The organism is Luteimonas dalianensis, from assembly GCF_049339425.1.
GTDB classification, from domain to species: Bacteria; Pseudomonadota; Gammaproteobacteria; order Xanthomonadales; family Xanthomonadaceae; genus Luteimonas; species Luteimonas dalianensis.
Map to the genome: position 1 here is coordinate 272,356 of NZ_JBMPPO010000005.1, position 16,179 is coordinate 288,534.

A 16,179-nucleotide genomic window follows, 5' to 3' on the forward strand; every position below is an offset into this window, starting at 1 on the left:
GCCATTCTACGGTGACCGTGCCGCAGATGTCGCAGGCCCCGTGCCTAGACCGAATCGATGCCGTGCAGGCTGGCGTAGATGCGCTCGGCCAGGGCGTCGCTGATGCCCTCCACCTGGGCAATCTCCTCGGCGCCGGCGGCCTTCAGCCCGGCCAGGCCGCCGAAGTGGCGCAGCAGATTGCCGCGCCGGCGCGGGCCGATGCCGGGGATGTCCTCCAGCCTGCTCACGCTGCGCGCCTTCTGGCGCCGGCCGCGGTGGCCGGTGATCGCGAACCGGTGCGCCTCGTCGCGCACCTGCTGGATCAGCTGCAGGCCGGGCGAAGCCGGGCCCGGGCGAACCTCGCGGCCATCGGGAAGCAGCAGGGTTTCCTCGCCCGGCCGGCGCTCGGGGCCCTTGGCCACGCCGACGAGGGCCACGTCGGCCACGCCCGCTTCGGCCAGCACCTCGCGCGCCTGGCGCACCTGGCCGGCGCCGCCGTCGATCAGCAGCACGTCCGGCACCACGCCGCCCTCCTCGGCCGCGCGGCGGAAGCGGCGCATCAGCGCCTGGCCCATCGCCGCGTAGTCGTCGCCCGGCGTGACCCCGGTGATGTTGTAGCGGCGGTACTGGCCGCGCACCGGGCCTTCGCCATCGAACACCACGCACGAGGCCACGGTGGCCTCGCCCATGGTGTGGCTGATGTCGAAGCACTCGATCCGCTGCGGCGGCTCGTCCAGGCCCAGCAGCTCCTGCAGCCCTTCCAGCCGGGCACGCTGGGCGGAGTGGCTGTCCACGCGCGAGGCCAGGGCCAGCGCGGCGTTGCGCGTGGCCAGGTCGAGGTAGCCGGCGCGGTCGCCGCGCACGCTGCTGCGCAGGCGCACGCGCCTGCCGGCGGCTTCGGTCAGCGCCTGCTCCAGCAGCGCCGCGTCCTCGATCGCGCGGTCGAGCACGATCTCCGGCGGCGGCGGCTGTTCGGCGTAGTACTGGGAGACGAACGCGGACAGCACCTCGGCCGGATCCTCGTTGCCGCGGGTCTGCGGAAAGAACGCGCGGGTGCCCAGGTTGCGGCCGTCGCGGAAGGCCAGCAGCAGCACGCAAGCGTCGCTGCCCTGCATGGCGCAGGCCAGCACGTCCAGGTCGGCGACCCGGCCGTCCACGTACTGGCGCGCCTGCAGGCTGCGGATCGAGGCGACCTGGTCGCGCAGGCGCGCGGCCTCCTCGAACTCCAGCGCCTGGCTGGCGCGCTCCATCGCCGCGGTGAGCTCGCCGGTCAGCTCGTCGCTGCGGCCGTCCAGGAACAGGCCCACCCGGCGCACCGCATCGTCGTATTCCTCCTGCGTCACCAGCCCCACGCAGGGCGCGCTGCAGCGGCCGATCTGGTACTGCAGGCAGGGCCGGGAGCGGTTGCGGAACACGCTGTCCTCGCAGCTGCGCAGGCGGAACAGCTTGTGCAGCAGGTTCAGGGTGTCGCGCACCGCGCCCGCGTTGGGGTACGGGCCGAAGTAGCGGCCGGGGATGGAGCGCGAGCCGCGGTGGAATCCCAGCCGCGGCCACTCCTGGTCGGTGAGCAGCACGAACGGATAGCTCTTGTCGTCGCGCAGCATCACGTTGTAGCGCGGCTTGAGCGACTTGATCAGCTGGTTTTCCAGCAGCAGCGCCTCGACCTCGGTGCGGGTGGCCGTGACCTCCATCGAGGCCACCTGCGAGAGCATCGACATGATCCGCGCGCCCTTGGGCGAGGCGCTGAAATAGCTGGCCACGCGCTTGCGCAGCGAGCCGGCCTTGCCCACGTAAAGCGCGCTGCCGTCGGCGGCGAGCATGCGGTAGACCCCGGGTGCGTTGGTCAGGCCGGCAACGTACTGCTTGCCGTCGAAGGCGCTCATTCGCCGATGGGGATGTGGTGCAGGTCCCCGTTCGTCGTGTCCAGGCGCAGCACGGCGTGGGCATCGGTGTCGGCGATCCAGGCCACGCCCGGCGCCATCGCCAGCCCGGCCGGGCCGTGCAGCGGCCGCGGCAGCTCGAAGGTGGACACCTCGCCGCCGCCCAGGCGCATCACCCGCAGGCGGTCGTTGCCGCTGTCGGCAACCCACAGCCGGGGGGATTCCGGATCCAGCGCCAGCGCCAGCGGCTGCTGCAGGCTGGCGGCACTGCGCACGCCGTCCTCGCCGCCGAACTCCCAGGGCCCCCGCCCCACCAGGGTCTGTACCAGGCCGGTGCGCGCATTGACGCTGCGGATGGCCGAGCCCGCGGCATCGCACACGTAGACCATCTGCTGCACCGCGGCCAGGGCGACGGGCTGGGCGAAGGAGGCTTCAGCGCCGGTGCCGTCGGCGACTTCCAGCCGGCCGGAGCCGGCCAGGCAGCGCAGGGTCTGGTCACCCAGGCCAAAGCCCCAGACCCGGTTGTCGCCGGCGCTGCACACATAGAGCCGGCCGGCGGCCAGGGCCACGCCGGTGGGCCGATCCATCACCACCGAGCGGGGATCGGCAACCGGGCCATCGGCAGGCGTGCCGGGACGGCCGGCACCAAACAGGGTGTCGATGTCGCCGCTGCGCAGCTGGATCCGGCGCACCGCGTGGTTGCCGGCGTCGGCCACGTACAGCAGGTCGCGTTCGACCGCCAGGCCATGCGGGCCGTTGAAGGCGGCCAGCTCCATGGGGCCGTCGATGAAGCCGACGCCGCCGCTGCCGAACTGGCGCAGGATGCGCCCGCCCTGGTCGCACTCGAGCACCCGGTTGTGTCCGGTGTCGGCGACGTAGAGATAGTTGCCCGAGACCGCCAGGCCGACCGGGAAGCGCAGCGGCAGATCCGGCTCGCCGCCGCGGCGCAGCTCGATCGGCTGCGGGTTGAGCGACTGCGGCACCAGCGCGCGCACGAGGTCGGCGACCTGGGCGTCGAGCTCGCGCAGCGGGCCGTCGCCGACCAGGCGGCCGCAGACCTTGCCGTCGCCGTCGATCAGGACCACGGTCGGCCAGGCCTGCACGTCGTAGTGCTGCCACAGGGCCCAGTCGGGATCATGGCCGACCGGGAACTGGAAGCCGTGCCGGCGCAGGCGCTTGAGCACCCGCCGCGGATCGCGCTCGTGTTCGAAGCGCGGCACGTGCACGGCCACCACGTTCAGGCCCTCGCGATGGCGCCCGAGCAGGGTCACCAGGTCGTTCAGGCGCTGGATCGACCAGGCCGAGCCGGCGTTGACGAAGGCCAGCGCACAGACCTTGCCGCGCAGCTGCGCCATGCGCAGCGGCTCGGAGAGGTTCAGCCATTCGATCGAGTCCGGGAACTCGGGGGCGACCTGTACGTCCATGGGCCTGGGCAGGTTCGGCGATCGGCCGATTATGCGTCAATCGGGCCGCGAAGGCGCGCCACCGCCGCGGCCGCGATTTCGTCGACCATGCGCCAGACGTGTTCGAAGTCCTCGCGGCCGCCGGTGTAGGGATCGGGGATGGCGCCCTCGCCGACATCGGCGTGGATGCCGGCCCAGCGGGTGAGCAGCTCGATGCGGGCGCTGGCGGCCGCGGGGGCGCGGGCGCGCACGTCGCCCAGGTTCTGCAGGTCGGCGCACAGCAGCCAGTCGAAGCGCCGGTAGTCGTCGGCGTGAAGCTGGCGCGCGCGCAGGCCGGAGATATCGACGCCGTGGCCGGCGGCGGTGGCGATGGCGCGGCTGTCGGGCGGGTTGCCGGCGTGCCAGTCGCCGGTGCCGGCGGAGTCGACGCGCACGTGATCGAGCCCGGCTTCGGCCAGGCGCGCGCGCAAGGCGCCTTCGGCCATGGGCGAGCGGCAGATGTTGCCCAGGCAGACGATCAGCAGGCCGGTCGGGCGGCTCATGCGCCCTGCTCCATGCGGCGGCGGGCGCGCTCAAGGTCTTCGGAGGTATCGACGCCGGGCGGGAACGGCTCGGGGGTGAGGGCGACGGCGATGCGGTGGCCGGCTTCAAGCACGCGCAGCTGTTCCAGGGCTTCGAGCTGCTCCAGGGTGCCCGGCGGCATGGCGGCGAAGCGGCGCAGGAAGCCGGCGCGGTAGGCGTAGATGCCGATATGGCGCAGCCAGGGGCCGCCCGGGGGCATGGCGCTGCGGTCGCCGGCGAAGGCGTCGCGGGCCCAGGGGATGGGGGCGCGGCTGAAGTAGAGGGCGTCGCCGCCGGCGGCGCGGACGAGCTTGACGGCATTGGGGTCGAACAGGCTGCGGGCGTCTTCGACCGGGGCGGCCAGGGTGGCCATGGGCGCGCCGGATTCGACCAGGGTGGCGGCGACGGCGCGGATGCCGGCGGCGGGGGCGAAGGGTTCGTCGCCCTGCAGGTTGACGACGACGGTGTCGTCGTTCCAGCCGGCGATGTCGGCGCATTCGGCCAGGCGGTCGGTGCCGGACTGGTGGTCGGGCGAGGTCATGGCGACCTGGATGCCGCTGCCGTGGAGGGCGTCGGCGATGCGCGGGTCGTCGGTGGCGACGCGGACTTCGCGCGCGCCTGCGGCGAGGGCGCGGCGGGCCACGTGCACGATCATGGGTTCACCGGCGATCGGCTGCAGGGGCTTGCCGGGCAGGCGGGTGGAGGCGTGGCGGGCGGGGATGGCGACGACGAAGTCGGTGGGTGCGGTCATGGTTTTGATTCTCGCATGGGGTATGCGGGAGGTAACCAGGCGTGCGGGCTGGGTGGCGCGGGTCAGGGCGCGGGTGGGCCGCCGAGGCGATCCAGGAGGGCGATCCAGAAGGCTTCGGGGAGCTGGGCGGTGACCGGGACGACGTAGTGGCGCTCGCTGGCGAAGGGCTGGCACTTGACCGCGTCCTTTTCGGTCATGAGCACCGGCAGGTCGCTGCCGAACTGGAGATCCTGCGCGGTGTAGCGGTGGTGGTCGGGGAAGGCGTGGGGGACGACGGCGATGCGGTGGGCGCGCAGGGTGGCGAAGAAGCGTTCCGGGTCGCCGATGCCGGCGACGGCGTGGACGCGGCGATCGGCGAATGCGTCCAGCGGCAGCGGACGTCCGCCGAGCAGGGGCCTGGCGAGGCTGGTGTCCAGGCGCATGGGCCATTCGCCGAAGGCGGGGTCGTCGATGGCCTGGCTGCCGCCGTTGACGATGCGGAAGTCGCAGTCGCCGCTGCGCGCGGGGCGCTCGCGCAGGGGGCCGGCGGGGATGAGCAGGCCGTTGCCGTAGCGGCGGCGGCCGTCGATGACTTCGATCTCGATGTCGCGGCGCAGGCGGTAGTGCTGCAGGCCGTCGTCGCAGACGATGACGTTGCAGCCGGCACTGGCCAGGGCGCGGGCGGCGGCGGCGCGGTCGCGGTCGACGCGAACCCTGGCGCCGGTGCGGGCGGCGATGAGGACGGGCTCGTCGCCGCCCTGGCGCGGGTCGGTGCCCGCGTCGACCCAGCGCGGGCGCTTGTCGTCCTCGCGGCCGTAGCCGCGGCTGGCGACGCCGGGCGTCCAGCCTTCGGCGCGCAGGCGTTCGACCAGGGCAATGGCGAGCGGGGTCTTGCCGCTGCCGCCGGCGATGAGGTTGCCGACGACGATGACCGGCGCATCGACGCCGACGCTGCGGCGCAGGCCCTTGCGGTAAAGCCACTGGCGGGAGCGGACGGCGCCGTCGTAGAGGCGGGACAGGGCGCGGGCGGAGACCGGCACCCTCGCGCCGTCGAACCACCAGGAAGGAGGTTTACGTGCCATTGCCCGGGGTCATTCGGCGGCCTCGCGGAACTGCATGTTGTGCAGGTGGGCGTACAGGCCGCCCCGGGCGAGGAGTTCGGCGTGGGTGCCCTGCTCCACCAGGCGGCCGTGGTCGAGGACGAGCACCTGGTCGGCGTGTTCGATGGTGGACAGGCGGTGGGCGATGACCAGCGTGGTGCGCTCGGGCATGAGGCGGGTCAGGGCCTCCTGCACCAGGCGCTCGGATTCGGTGTCCAAGGCCGCGGTGGCCTCGTCCAGGATCAGGATCGGGGCGTCGCGCAGGATCGCGCGGGCGATGGCCAGGCGCTGGCGCTGGCCGCCCGACAGCAGCGAGCCGTTCTCGCCGATGGGCGTGTCCATGCCCTGCGGCAGGCGCTCGATGAACTCCAGCGCGTTGGCGTCCGCGGCCGCCTGGCGGATCGCTTCGGGATCGGCATCGGCGGCGTAGGCGATGTTGGCGGCGACGCTGTCGTCGAACAGCATCACCTGCTGGCCCACCAGGGCCACCTGGCGGCGCAGGTCGGCCAGGCGGTAGTCGTCCAGCGCGGCGCCGTCCAGGGTGATGCTGCCGGAGCTGGGCTCGTAGAAACGCGGCACCAGCCGCACCAGGCTGGTCTTGCCGCTGCCCGAACGGCCGACGATGGCGGTCACCGTGCCCGGCCTGGCGGTGAAGCTGATGCCCTCCAGGGCCATGCCCGGGGCGTCGTCGCCGTCGCGGCTGTAGCGCAGGCCGACGTTGTCGAACACCAGCTCGCCACGCGCGCGATCGATGGCGCGCCTGCCGGTGTCGCGCTCCTCCTCGCTGTCGAGCACCTGGAACAGGCGCTCGGCCGCGGCCACGCCGCGCCCGATCACGCTCTGCACGTTGGTGATCCGCCGCAGCGAGGGAATGATCCCCATCATTGCGGTCATCAGCTTGACGAACTCGCCAGGGTTGAGCTGGCCGGCCAGCGCCTCGCGGGTGGCCACCCAGACGATCGCCGCCAGCGCGATCGCGGCCAGGATCTGCACCATCGCCGAGGCGATCGCCCGCGTGGTCTCGACCTTCATGTTCAGCCGCAGGATGCGGTTGGCCAGGCCCGAATAGCGGCTCTTTTCGAACTCCTGGGCGCCGTGGACCTTGACGTCCTGCTGCGCGGCCAGCGACTGCTCGGCGGCCTGGGCCAGGTCGCCCATGCCGGTCTGGATGCCGCCGCTGATGCGCCGGTAGCGCTTGCCCACCACCCACACCAGCACGCCGATCAGCGGCGCGATCACGATCATCGCCAGGGTCACCTTGACGCTGGTGATGAACATCAGCGCCAGCAGCAGGACGATGGTCAGGCCGTCGGCGACGATGACCTTGAGCGCGTCGGCACTGGCCTGGGTGACCTGCTCGGTGTCGAAGTTCAGGCGGCTGACCATCACCGGCACCGACTCGCGGTCGAAGCTGGCGCTGGGCAGGCGCAGGTACTTGGCCAGCACCAGCTCGCGCAGGTCGCGCACCACGCTGCGGCCGGCGCGGGCCATGCCGTAGTCGGTGGCGAAGGTGGCGATGCCGCGCAGCACGAACAGGCCGACGATGGCCAGCGGCAGCAGCACCGCCATGCGCGGCTGCGGATCGACGAAGCCGTCGTTGACCAGCGGATCCATCAGCTGCACGAAGGCGGCGCCGGCGACGGCCTCAATGCTCATGCCCACCAGCGCCACCAGCAGCAGCGGCCAGTAGCGCCATGCGTAACCAAGCAGGCGCCGGTAGATCGGCCAGGCCCCCTGCTGCGTTTGCCCTGCGTCCGCCATCAGGCCGGCCGGCTCACTGCGCGCCCGCCGCGGCCTGCTCGGGCGCGGTGGCGATGGAGATCTGGCGGAAGCCGAGCTGGCCCAGCGCGTCCATCGCCGTCACCACCGCCTGGTGCGGGGTGCGGGCATCGGCGCGCAGCAGCACCGGGCGCTGGCGGTCGTCGCCGGCCACTTCCAGGATGGTGCGCTTGAGCGATTCCACGTCGGTGCGCAGGGCCTCCTGCTCGTCGATGAAGTAGCGGCCCTCGGCGTTGACCAGGACGCTGAGCGCGTGCTCGGGGGCCTCGGACTGCTCGGCGCTGGCGCTGGGCAGCTCCAGCTTGAGCGCGGAGTTGAGGTCGAAGGTGGTGGTGACCACGAAGAAGATGATGAGCACCAGGATCACGTCGATCAGCGGCACGAGATTGATCTCGGGCTCGGCGTCGGCGCGGCGGCTGCGGATGCGCACGGCCGGTCAGCCCTGGACGGGAACCGGATCGGCGCCGGCCGCGGCACTCGGCGCGACGGCAGCGGCGGTGGCGCGGCGCGCGCGCGGATCCAGCGCGTCCATCAGCAGGATCGCCTCCTGCTCCATCTCCACGATGTAGGTGTCCACGCGGCCGCGGAACCAGCGGTGGAACATCAGCGCCGGCACCGCCACGATCATGCCCGTGGCCGCGCACACCAGCGCCTTGCCGATGCCGCCGGCCAGCTGGTTCACGTCACCCACGCCCACCTCCATCACCCCCAGGAACATCTGGATCATGCCCACCACGGTGCCAAACAGCCCCAGCAGCGGCCCGGCCGCGGCCACGCTGCCCAGGGTGTTGAGGTAGCGCTCCATGCCGTGGGCCAGGTGGCGGCCGGTGTCCTCGATGCGCTCGCGGATCTCGTCACGCGGGCGGTTGCGCACGTCCAGCGCGGCGGCCAGCAGCGCGCCCAGCTGCGAGGTGGAGCGCAGCGAATCGATGTGGGCCGGATCCAGGCGCCCGCGCGCGGCCCAGGCGCGCACTTCCTCGCCCAGCCCGGCGGGCACCACCGCCTTGCGCCGCAGCGCCCACAGGCGCTCGACGATGATCGCCAGCCCCACCGCCGAAAGCATCAGCAGCGGGATCATCGGCCAGCCGCCGGCCTTGACCAGTTCCAGCACGCAAATCCCCATGGCCCCGAGGGCCGGATCAAACCGGCGGATAGGATAGCGTAGCGGCCGCCCCGGCCGAGGGCTGGCTGCCGGACGGCGCGGGAATGACGGGGTGGAGCTTCACCGCTGCCGGTCTTCGATGATTTCGGCTGCCGCCAGGCGGCGCTGGGCGTCCCAGAGGCGGGGATGGGCCAGCCGGCGCTGGCCGACCGCCGTGCCGCCCTGCGCCAGACGCACCCGCAGGGCGCCGCCGGTGGCGGTGGACAGCACGTCCGCCCCGGCGCGCGTCCAGCGGTACGCCACCTGTTCATGCGGATGGCCGAAACGGTTGCCGTAGCCGGCCGAGACCAGGGCGTGGCCGGCGCCGGTGGCGTTGACGAAGCCCGGGTCGGACGAAGTGCGGCTGCCGTGGTGGCCGGCCAGCACCACGTCGGCACGGACGGCCTCCGGCTCGCGGCGCATCATTTCGCGCTCGATGATCTCGCCCACGTCGCCCATCAGCAGCGCCGCGCCGTGGGCCGTTTCCACCCGCAGCACGCAGCTGGCCTCGTTGCGGATGTAGGGAAAGTGCATGGTGGGATGCAGGAAGCGGAACGCGACCCCGTCCACCTCCCAGCCGCTGCCGGCCAGGCACGGCGCGGCGTCTTCGATGCCCGAGCCGTGCGGCGCGAACCGCGCCGACGCCGGGAACCGCCGCATCACCGCGCCCAGCCCGCCGGCATGGTCGGCATCCGAGTGGCTGACGATGGCCCCGTGCAGCCGCCGCACCCCCAGCGCCAGCAGCGCCGGCACCACCACCCGCTCGCCGGCGTCGTAGCCGTCGGGCACCGCCGGGCCCATGTCGTACAGGTACGCGTGGCGGGCGGTGCGCACCAGCACCGACAGCCCCTGGCCCACGTCCAGCACCACCAGCTCGGCCTCGCCGTGGCCCGGCAGCTCGCGGTCGGGCCACAGCAGCGGCAGCCACAGCAGCGCCGCCAGCCACTTGCCCGGCACCCCGCGCGGCAGCAGCAGCCAGAACGCGCCGGCCAGCGCCAGCGGCAGCGCGAACCAGCGCGCCTCGGGCAGCCACCACAGCGAGAACCGGCTTTCGGCCAGCCAGCCGAACAGCGGCCAGCTGAGATCAAAACACCACGCCGCCAGCCGCCACGCCCAGCCGCCCCACCCGGCCTGCAGCGCCTCCAGCCCGGTGCCCAGCAGCGACAGCGGCACCACCACCAGGCTCCACCACGGGATCGCCACCAGGTTGGCCAGCGGCCCGGCCAGCGAGGCCTGGCCGAACAGCACCGCCGTGAGCGGCAGCAGCCCGAGCGTGGCCACCCACTGCGCGGTCAGAAATCCCGGCACCAGCCGCTGCTCGTCCACCCGCGGCAGGCACCACACCAGCCAGGCCACGCCCGCGAAACTGAGCCAGAACCCGGCGGTGAGCAGCGACAGCGGATCGACCAGGGTGACCGCCACCGCCGCCAGCGCCAGCGAATCGGCCACCCGCAGCGAACGCCGTGCCAGCCGCGCCACCACCACCACCCCGATCATCAGCACCGTGCGCACCGTGGGCAGCTCCCAGCCGGCCACCGCGGCATAGAACAGCGCCCCGCCCAGGGCCACGATCGCCGCCGCCTGCGGCCTCGGCAGCCAGCGGCCCAGCCCCGGCAGCAGCCGCCAGACGCCCGCCCCGAGCAGTGCGAAAAAGCCCGCCACCAGGCCCACGTGGAAGCCGGAGATCGCGATCAGGTGGGTCAGCCCGGTGGCCCGCAGCGCCTCCCAGTCGGCCTCGGCCAGCTCGCGGGTATCGCCCAGCGCCAGCGCGCGCACGTAGCGGGAGGAATCGCTGGCCACCGCCGCGTCGATGCGCCCGGCGACCCTGTCGCGCCACGCATCCATGCCGCCCGCCCCGCCCAGCCGTTCGACCGGCTCGGCATCGCGCACGTAGCCGATAGCGGAGATGCGCCGCGCCAGCGCCTGCTTCTCGCCGTCGAACCAGCCCGGATTGCGCAGCCCGCGCGGGGCGCGCAGGCGCACCGTGAATCCCCACTCGCTTCCCGCCTCGATCTCGCCACGGCGAGACTCCTCATCGCCCCAGCCGTCGTACCAGGCCAGGCGCAGCCTGCGGCCGCGCAGATGCTCCGGGACGGATTCGGAACGGGCGACCCGGAACAGGAACCGGGTGCGGTCGTCGTCGTGTTCGGGCAGCCCCACCACCCTGCCCGTGAGCACCACGTCCGAACGCTCGTGCTCCACCGGCAGCTGCAGCGACAGCGCCCACGCCGTATGCAGCCCACACAGCGCGAACCCGGCCAGCAGCGCGCCCGGCACCCGCACCGCCAGCCGCCGCCCGAGCAGCCACGCCGCAATTCCTGCCAGCAGGCCCGCCACCAGCCAGCCGGCCGCCGGCAGCGCCGGCAGCTGCAGCGCCAGCGTGGCCCCGGCCACCAGCGCCGCCGCCAGCGGCAGCGCGAACGGCGACGTGCGCCGCAGGCGCGGCACGCCGCCGGAGCCCGCGCTCACAGATCCAGCGGGCTGCGCACGGCCAGCCCGCCCCGGTTGAGCACGTGGGTATAGATCTGCGTGGTGGCCAGATCCTTGTGGCCCAGCAGCTCCTGGATGGTGCGGATGTCGTAGCCGGATTCGAGCAGGTGGGTCGCGAAGGAGTGGCGCAGGGTGTGGCAGGTGGCGGGCTTGACCACGCCCGCCGCCCGGACGGCCGCCTTGAAGGCCCGCTGCAGGCCTTTTTCGTCGCGATGATGGCGGCGGGTGACGCCGCTGCGCGGATCCACGCTACGGTTCACCGAAGGAAACACGTACTGCCAGCCCGGCTCGCGGGCCGCGTTCGGGTACTTCACCGACAGCGCGGACGGCAGCCAGACCTCGCCGAAACCGGCCGACAGATCCCGGCCGTGCACTCGCGTGCTCTCCTCCAGCTGCGCCTGCAGCGGAGCGAACAGCTTCTGCGGCAGCATCGTGCGCCGGTCGCGCCCGCCCTTGCCACCACGCACCGTCAGTTCAGCGCGACCAAAATCAACATCTTTCACCCGCAGCCGGGCGCACTCCATGAGCCGAAGCCCACTGCCATACAACAGCGACGCCATCAGCCAATGCACCCCGGACAGCTCGCCCAGCACCGCAGCCACCTCGTCCCGCGACAGCACCACCGGCAGCCGCCGCGGCTTCTTCGCCCGGCGGATATCCTCCATCCACGGCAGCTCCAGACCCAGCACCTCGCGATAGAGGAACAGCAGCGCGGCCAGCGCCTGGTTCTGGGTGGATGGCGCAACGTTGTCGCGCAGGGCCAGTGAAGTCAGGAACGCCTCCACCTCGCGCCCGCCCAACTCACGCGGATGACGGCGGCCGTTGGCCTTGATGAAACGGACGGCCCAGGCGACATATGCCTCCTCCGTGCGCCGGGCCATTCCAAGGCGCCGGATCCTGCCGCGCAGCTGGTCAAGCAGTCCGCCGGGCCTGCTCCCCCCGACCACACCATGCCCAGCCACCCTCGTTGTACCTCCCGCCCCACGGTGATAGCGTTCCATCGACCTTCCTTGGCCATTCCACTACAAGGGCCAGATTAGGCACCGGGGTTACACACCTGCACTCGCCGCAAGCCGATGTAGACGGTAGGAAAAACCTGATTCTGAAGGGGGAAAACCGTGGCTTACGCACAGGGCATACGCCCCGTTTTGATATCGAATAGGTGTTAGGCCGCTCAAGAGCCCTCACTCGGACCATATGCAGGTTCAACATCGCTTCCAGCTTCCAGCGGTAGTACTTTCTTCACTTCCCCGCTGATCTGCCTCGGCGTATCAAAGTGGTCACGCTTCACCCGGCGTATGCGTCTTCACAGGAGTAGCTCGTGAACAAGCAATTCCAAATAGCCAATTCACTGTTGTGGGCATCTGCCATCATCGCTTCGGCGGCGCTTAAGGCGCCAGACGCAATGACATTTCTTGTGCTGCCCTCACTCGCTGCGGTTTCCTGGCTGTTCGCAATCTCCCGTAGCCGATCCAAGCCGTGTACCCAGCGACCCGCCGGAGCGGCCTAACAAATCGTTCAAGCCGAACCTGCTTCGCTCCGCCAACAGCGTGGCAGATAAAGCTTGCCACGCTGTCGGCTGCGCTACGCAGGTCGGCTTAACTCAGGTGTTAGCCCCCACAGAGCAATCTCGATTCTTTACATTTGAGGGACCACATGAAGAAGCTCATCGCCATATCAATCCTCATGCTTTTTGCGGGCACCAGCCAAGCCGATGCCAAACTCACCTACTCCACTGCCGAGCTTGAAGCAGCAGGAGCCAATAACGTGGCCAGCATCGTCGAGCGGTACGTTACGGACACAGATCGCACCACGTTGATCTCTCCGGACACGGTGCTCTTTTTGGTCGACGGCAGGCCCGTTACCTCGGTCGACGATTACCTTCCCAGTTCCAACCGCGTGGAGGTCCTTACGGATGGTGACTCGGTGGTGATCAACGTGGTCACCAAGCCATCCGTGGGTGGTGGCTAACAATGCGTTCAAGCCGAAGCCGCTTCGTTCCACCAACCACATGGCAGGTAAAGCTTGCCATGTGGTTGGCTCCACTACGCAGCTCGGCTTAACTCAGGTGTTAGGACTCATATGCCACCACCTCGCGTAACCAAGGCATTCGTGACGAGCCAAGTCAGCGGCTTTAATTCAAACATTGACCGTGCGCGCGATCTCTACAAGAAGATTGTCTTGCATGGCTACACAGGCGCATCGGCCGCTGCTTCAGCACGGCTGACCAATCCAGATACGCGAGACGCTGCTCAGTTCATCTTCTTTGAGATTGCGGCCAAATTCGAGGACTTTGCAAAGACCATGTTCCAAGCCGAGGTTCGTTCTCGATTGAAGATCACGGTCAAACAAAGCCCTTTCGTAATGGGGGATCCTGATCAGGGCCTCAATAACAAGCTCGGCTGGGGCAGCCCGCAAAAGCTGAAAGAGCGTGGCGCCAATATTCTTGGTCCCACGTCTTTTTTTGCTACTCTCCACGCCACCCTTGGGGCGGCAACGTACAACCACCTTGTGGCAGCGCACATGGTGCGAAATAGGATCGCGCACTCCGGCGGACAGGCGCAGACAAAATTTGTGAAGCACCTAACCGCAGAAGGAATCCCAACGGCTCAACGACAAGGCATGAGTGTAGGCCGCTACATCCGAGACTATCCTGTCGCTGCTAGCGCCACCAACAAATACTTCTTCGTTTATCTTCAGGCTTACGAGGACTTCGCGGATAAGGCGCTCGCCGCCCTGCCGTGAGTATGAGTCCTAACAATGCGTTCAAGCCGACCCCGCTTCGTTCCACAAACCACATGGCAGGTACAGCTTGCCATGTGGTTTGCTCCACTACGCGGCGCGGCTTAACTTAGGTGTTAGGCCGATTAGGACATTTGCGGGGAGCGTGTAGCCTTGTCCATGCGCTGTTCTTCATACAATCAGGGGAGTTGGAGACGATGAGAAAGATTTCTATCATTGCGGCGGCACTGGTAATTTCAGGTTGTGCCACTTTTGCACCGCAGCCACCCGTCGCAATAAGTACTCCGTTTGACTCTGCAGCTCATTCTGCATATGCGGTGGCAGGAAGTGGCGCGGTTAAAGGCCAAGCCTTTCTTCGGCAACAGGGAGGCGGAGTGGTCACATGTGCTGGCAGCGAGGTCATGCTCATCCCATCAACTCCGTACTTCAGCGAGGCACTGGACATCGCCCGCTCTGGCCGTCAGATTCAGCCTGCCCACGTGGAGGCACAAGAACTCGTTAAGCAGTCAACCTGTGATGCTCAGGGCAATTTCCAATTCTCGGACGTTGCGGCGGGCGCTTGGTTCGTAACAACTGAGGTAGCGTGGGTTGTTGGCTATAACTCACAAGGCGGAGGGCTGCTGGCAGAGATCTCCGTCAGTGATGACCAGGTTACAGAGATACTTCTTACGGACTCCCATCGAGTTGGTCGGTAATCGGCCTAACAATGCGTTCAAGCCGACCCCGCTTCGTTCCACAACCCATATGGCAGGTAAAGCTTGCCACATGGGTTGCTCCACTGCGCGGCGCGGCTTAACTTAGGTGTTAGGCCGCTAGGGGGGTCTATCGTGCTCATTTCGATGCTTTCCATTCTACTTCCCGGCCTTGCAGTTCACTTCGGGATTTGGCTTCTAATGGCCAACGGACTACTCAACTGTCTAGAGTTCCGTCATCCTGAAACTTACGCAGCAATGGGCGGGTCGTCGCTCCGTCTCCGCAGTGGACTCCGCGGTATACCGGTTGTCCTAAGATTTGTGCTCCGCAGAGAGCACCGGGGCTTCGGGGACGGGATGTTGTCGCTCATTTCGTACTCGACCCTTGTCTACTCGGTGGTTTGTACTCTGGCCTTTACGTTTCTCGCAGTCATAACAATCAACGGCCTGACTAGGGGCGCGGCCTAACAATGCGTTCAAGCCGAAACCGCTTCGTTCCACCAAGCACATGGCAGATACAGCTTGCCATGTGCTTGGCTCCACTACGCAGTTCGGCTTAACTTAGGTGTTAGGCCTACAGGGAAAACTAGTGCACAAGGTCATCAGCTCGGGCTTACTCTCAATTGCTCTCTCCTTGTCAGCACAAGCCGGGCAGCTGGATAGCTTTACCGATCTCTTTGCCCGTACGTGTATGCAGCACTTCTATTCGCAGGACCAGCTGCGCGGGGAGTTGGCAGCGCATCAAGAACTCGCTGGACAGGAAGCATCATTTTTCCTTGGTGGCCTTGAGGGCACGGCGTGGCTGGTAGAGCACAACAACTCTAGGTTTGTGGTGTCACTTCGGCAGGATGGCATGTGCGCTGTTTTCGCACAGACTGCATCGGCAACAGATGTCCAACGCAACTTCATAGCCACGGTGGGAGACGCGCCTGAGCCGTTGATTGCGGTCCAGCGTCAGAACAACGGGCCTGCATCTGGCTCAACTCGTACTGTTTCCTACGCCTGGACCCGAGAGCAGGATCCATCGGAGTTGCTTTTCACTCTTACCACCTCTGAGGATCCCGCTTCACCTGTTCAAGCCATGGCATCCCTCGGCGCCGTAGCAAAGTAGGCCTAACAATGCGTTCAAGCCGAAGCCGCTTCGTTCCACCAAGCACATGGCAGATACAGCTTGCCATGTGCTTGGCTCCACTACGCTTCTCGGCTTGACTTAGGTGTTAGCCCCCACAGAGCAATCTCGATTCTTTACATTTGAGGGACCACATGAAGAAGCTCATCGCCATATCAATCCTCATGCTTTTTGCGGGCACCAGCCAAGCCGATGCCAAACTCACCTACTCCACTGCCGAGCTTGAAGCAGCAGGAGCCAATAACGTGGCCAGCATCGTCGAGCGGTACGTTACGGACACAGATCGCACCACGTTGATCTCTCCGGACACGGTGCTCTTTTTGGTCGACGGCAGGCCCGTTACCTCGGTCGACGATTACCTTCCCAGTTCCAACCGCGTGGAGGTCCTTACGGATGGTGACTCGGTGGTGATCAACGTGGTCACCAAGCCATCCGTGGGTGGTGGCTAACAATGCGTTCAAGCCGAAGCCGCTTCGTTCCACCAACCACATGGCAGGTAAAGCTTGCCATGTGGTTGGCTCCACTACGCAGCTCGGCTTAACTCAGGTGTTAG

At 68.4% G+C, this 16,179-nt stretch carries 14 protein-coding genes; 4 read left to right on the forward strand and 10 right to left on the reverse strand.

Annotated features, from left to right (window positions below; translation table 11 throughout):
- Positions 1–44 precede the first annotated feature (44 nt).
- The 10 genes from uvrC to ACOZ90_RS09600 form a co-directional block, all read right to left on the reverse strand.
- A complete protein-coding gene (gene uvrC / locus ACOZ90_RS09555; RefSeq protein ID WP_422893421.1) occupies positions 45–1,862 on the reverse strand; it encodes an excinuclease ABC subunit UvrC in 1,818 nt (605 codons plus the stop codon).
- Positions 1,859–3,283 (reverse strand): thioredoxin-like domain-containing protein, encoded by a 1,425-nt coding sequence (locus tag ACOZ90_RS09560; protein WP_422893422.1) that lies wholly within the window; start codon positions 3,281–3,283, stop codon positions 1,859–1,861. The genes uvrC and ACOZ90_RS09560 overlap by 4 nt, the downstream gene beginning before the upstream one ends.
- A 29-nt stretch (positions 3,284–3,312) precedes the next feature.
- Entirely contained in the window at positions 3,313–3,804 is a 492-nt protein-coding gene (locus ACOZ90_RS09565) for a low molecular weight protein-tyrosine-phosphatase (RefSeq protein WP_422893423.1), read from the reverse strand.
- A complete protein-coding gene (gene kdsB, locus ACOZ90_RS09570; protein ID WP_422893424.1) occupies positions 3,801–4,574 on the reverse strand; it encodes a 3-deoxy-manno-octulosonate cytidylyltransferase in 774 nt (257 codons plus the stop codon). Before kdsB ends, ACOZ90_RS09565 begins: the two co-directional genes overlap by 4 nt.
- Positions 4,575–4,636: 62 nt before the next feature.
- The gene (gene lpxK, locus ACOZ90_RS09575; protein WP_422893425.1) at positions 4,637–5,635 is read right to left on the reverse strand and encodes a tetraacyldisaccharide 4'-kinase; all 999 of its coding nucleotides are present in this window, start codon (positions 5,633–5,635) and stop codon (positions 4,637–4,639) included.
- A gap of 9 nt (positions 5,636–5,644) precedes the next feature.
- Entirely contained in the window at positions 5,645–7,414 is a 1,770-nt protein-coding gene (gene msbA, locus ACOZ90_RS09580) for a lipid A export permease/ATP-binding protein MsbA (protein ID WP_422893426.1), read from the reverse strand.
- Between the two features lie 13 nt (positions 7,415–7,427).
- A complete protein-coding gene (locus tag ACOZ90_RS09585; RefSeq protein ID WP_422893427.1) occupies positions 7,428–7,862 on the reverse strand; it encodes an ExbD/TolR family protein in 435 nt (144 codons plus the stop codon).
- A gap of 6 nt (positions 7,863–7,868) precedes the next feature.
- On the reverse strand, positions 7,869–8,543 hold the full coding sequence (locus ACOZ90_RS09590) for a MotA/TolQ/ExbB proton channel family protein (RefSeq protein ID WP_422893428.1): 675 nt from the start codon (positions 8,541–8,543) through the stop codon (positions 7,869–7,871).
- A gap of 111 nt (positions 8,544–8,654) precedes the next feature.
- Positions 8,655–11,042 (reverse strand): DNA internalization-related competence protein ComEC/Rec2, encoded by a 2,388-nt coding sequence (locus tag ACOZ90_RS09595; protein ID WP_422893429.1) that lies wholly within the window; start codon positions 11,040–11,042, stop codon positions 8,655–8,657.
- Positions 11,039–11,983: an integron integrase gene (locus ACOZ90_RS09600; RefSeq protein WP_422893443.1), complete on the reverse strand. Its 945-nt coding sequence runs from the start codon at positions 11,981–11,983 to the stop codon at positions 11,039–11,041. Before ACOZ90_RS09600 ends, ACOZ90_RS09595 begins: the two co-directional genes overlap by 4 nt.
- A 736-nt stretch (positions 11,984–12,719) precedes the next feature.
- Between ACOZ90_RS09600 and ACOZ90_RS09605 the strand changes: the two genes are divergently transcribed.
- From ACOZ90_RS09605 to ACOZ90_RS09620, 4 genes are all read left to right on the forward strand, one after another.
- Positions 12,720–13,034 carry a hypothetical protein gene (locus ACOZ90_RS09605; protein ID WP_422893430.1) on the forward strand — a complete coding sequence of 105 codons (315 nt, stop codon included), beginning with the start codon at positions 12,720–12,722 and terminating at the stop codon, positions 13,032–13,034.
- A 141-nt stretch (positions 13,035–13,175) separates the two neighbouring features.
- On the forward strand, positions 13,176–13,808 hold the full coding sequence (locus tag ACOZ90_RS09610) for a hypothetical protein (RefSeq protein WP_422893431.1): 633 nt from the start codon (positions 13,176–13,178) through the stop codon (positions 13,806–13,808).
- A 1,278-nt stretch (positions 13,809–15,086) separates the two neighbouring features.
- Positions 15,087–15,608: an NMCC_0638 family (lipo)protein gene (locus ACOZ90_RS09615; protein ID WP_422893432.1), complete on the forward strand. Its 522-nt coding sequence runs from the start codon at positions 15,087–15,089 to the stop codon at positions 15,606–15,608.
- 152 nt (positions 15,609–15,760) lie between these two features.
- A complete protein-coding gene (locus ACOZ90_RS09620; protein ID WP_422893430.1) occupies positions 15,761–16,075 on the forward strand; it encodes a hypothetical protein in 315 nt (104 codons plus the stop codon).
- The last annotated feature ends 104 nt before the right edge of the window (positions 16,076–16,179 follow it).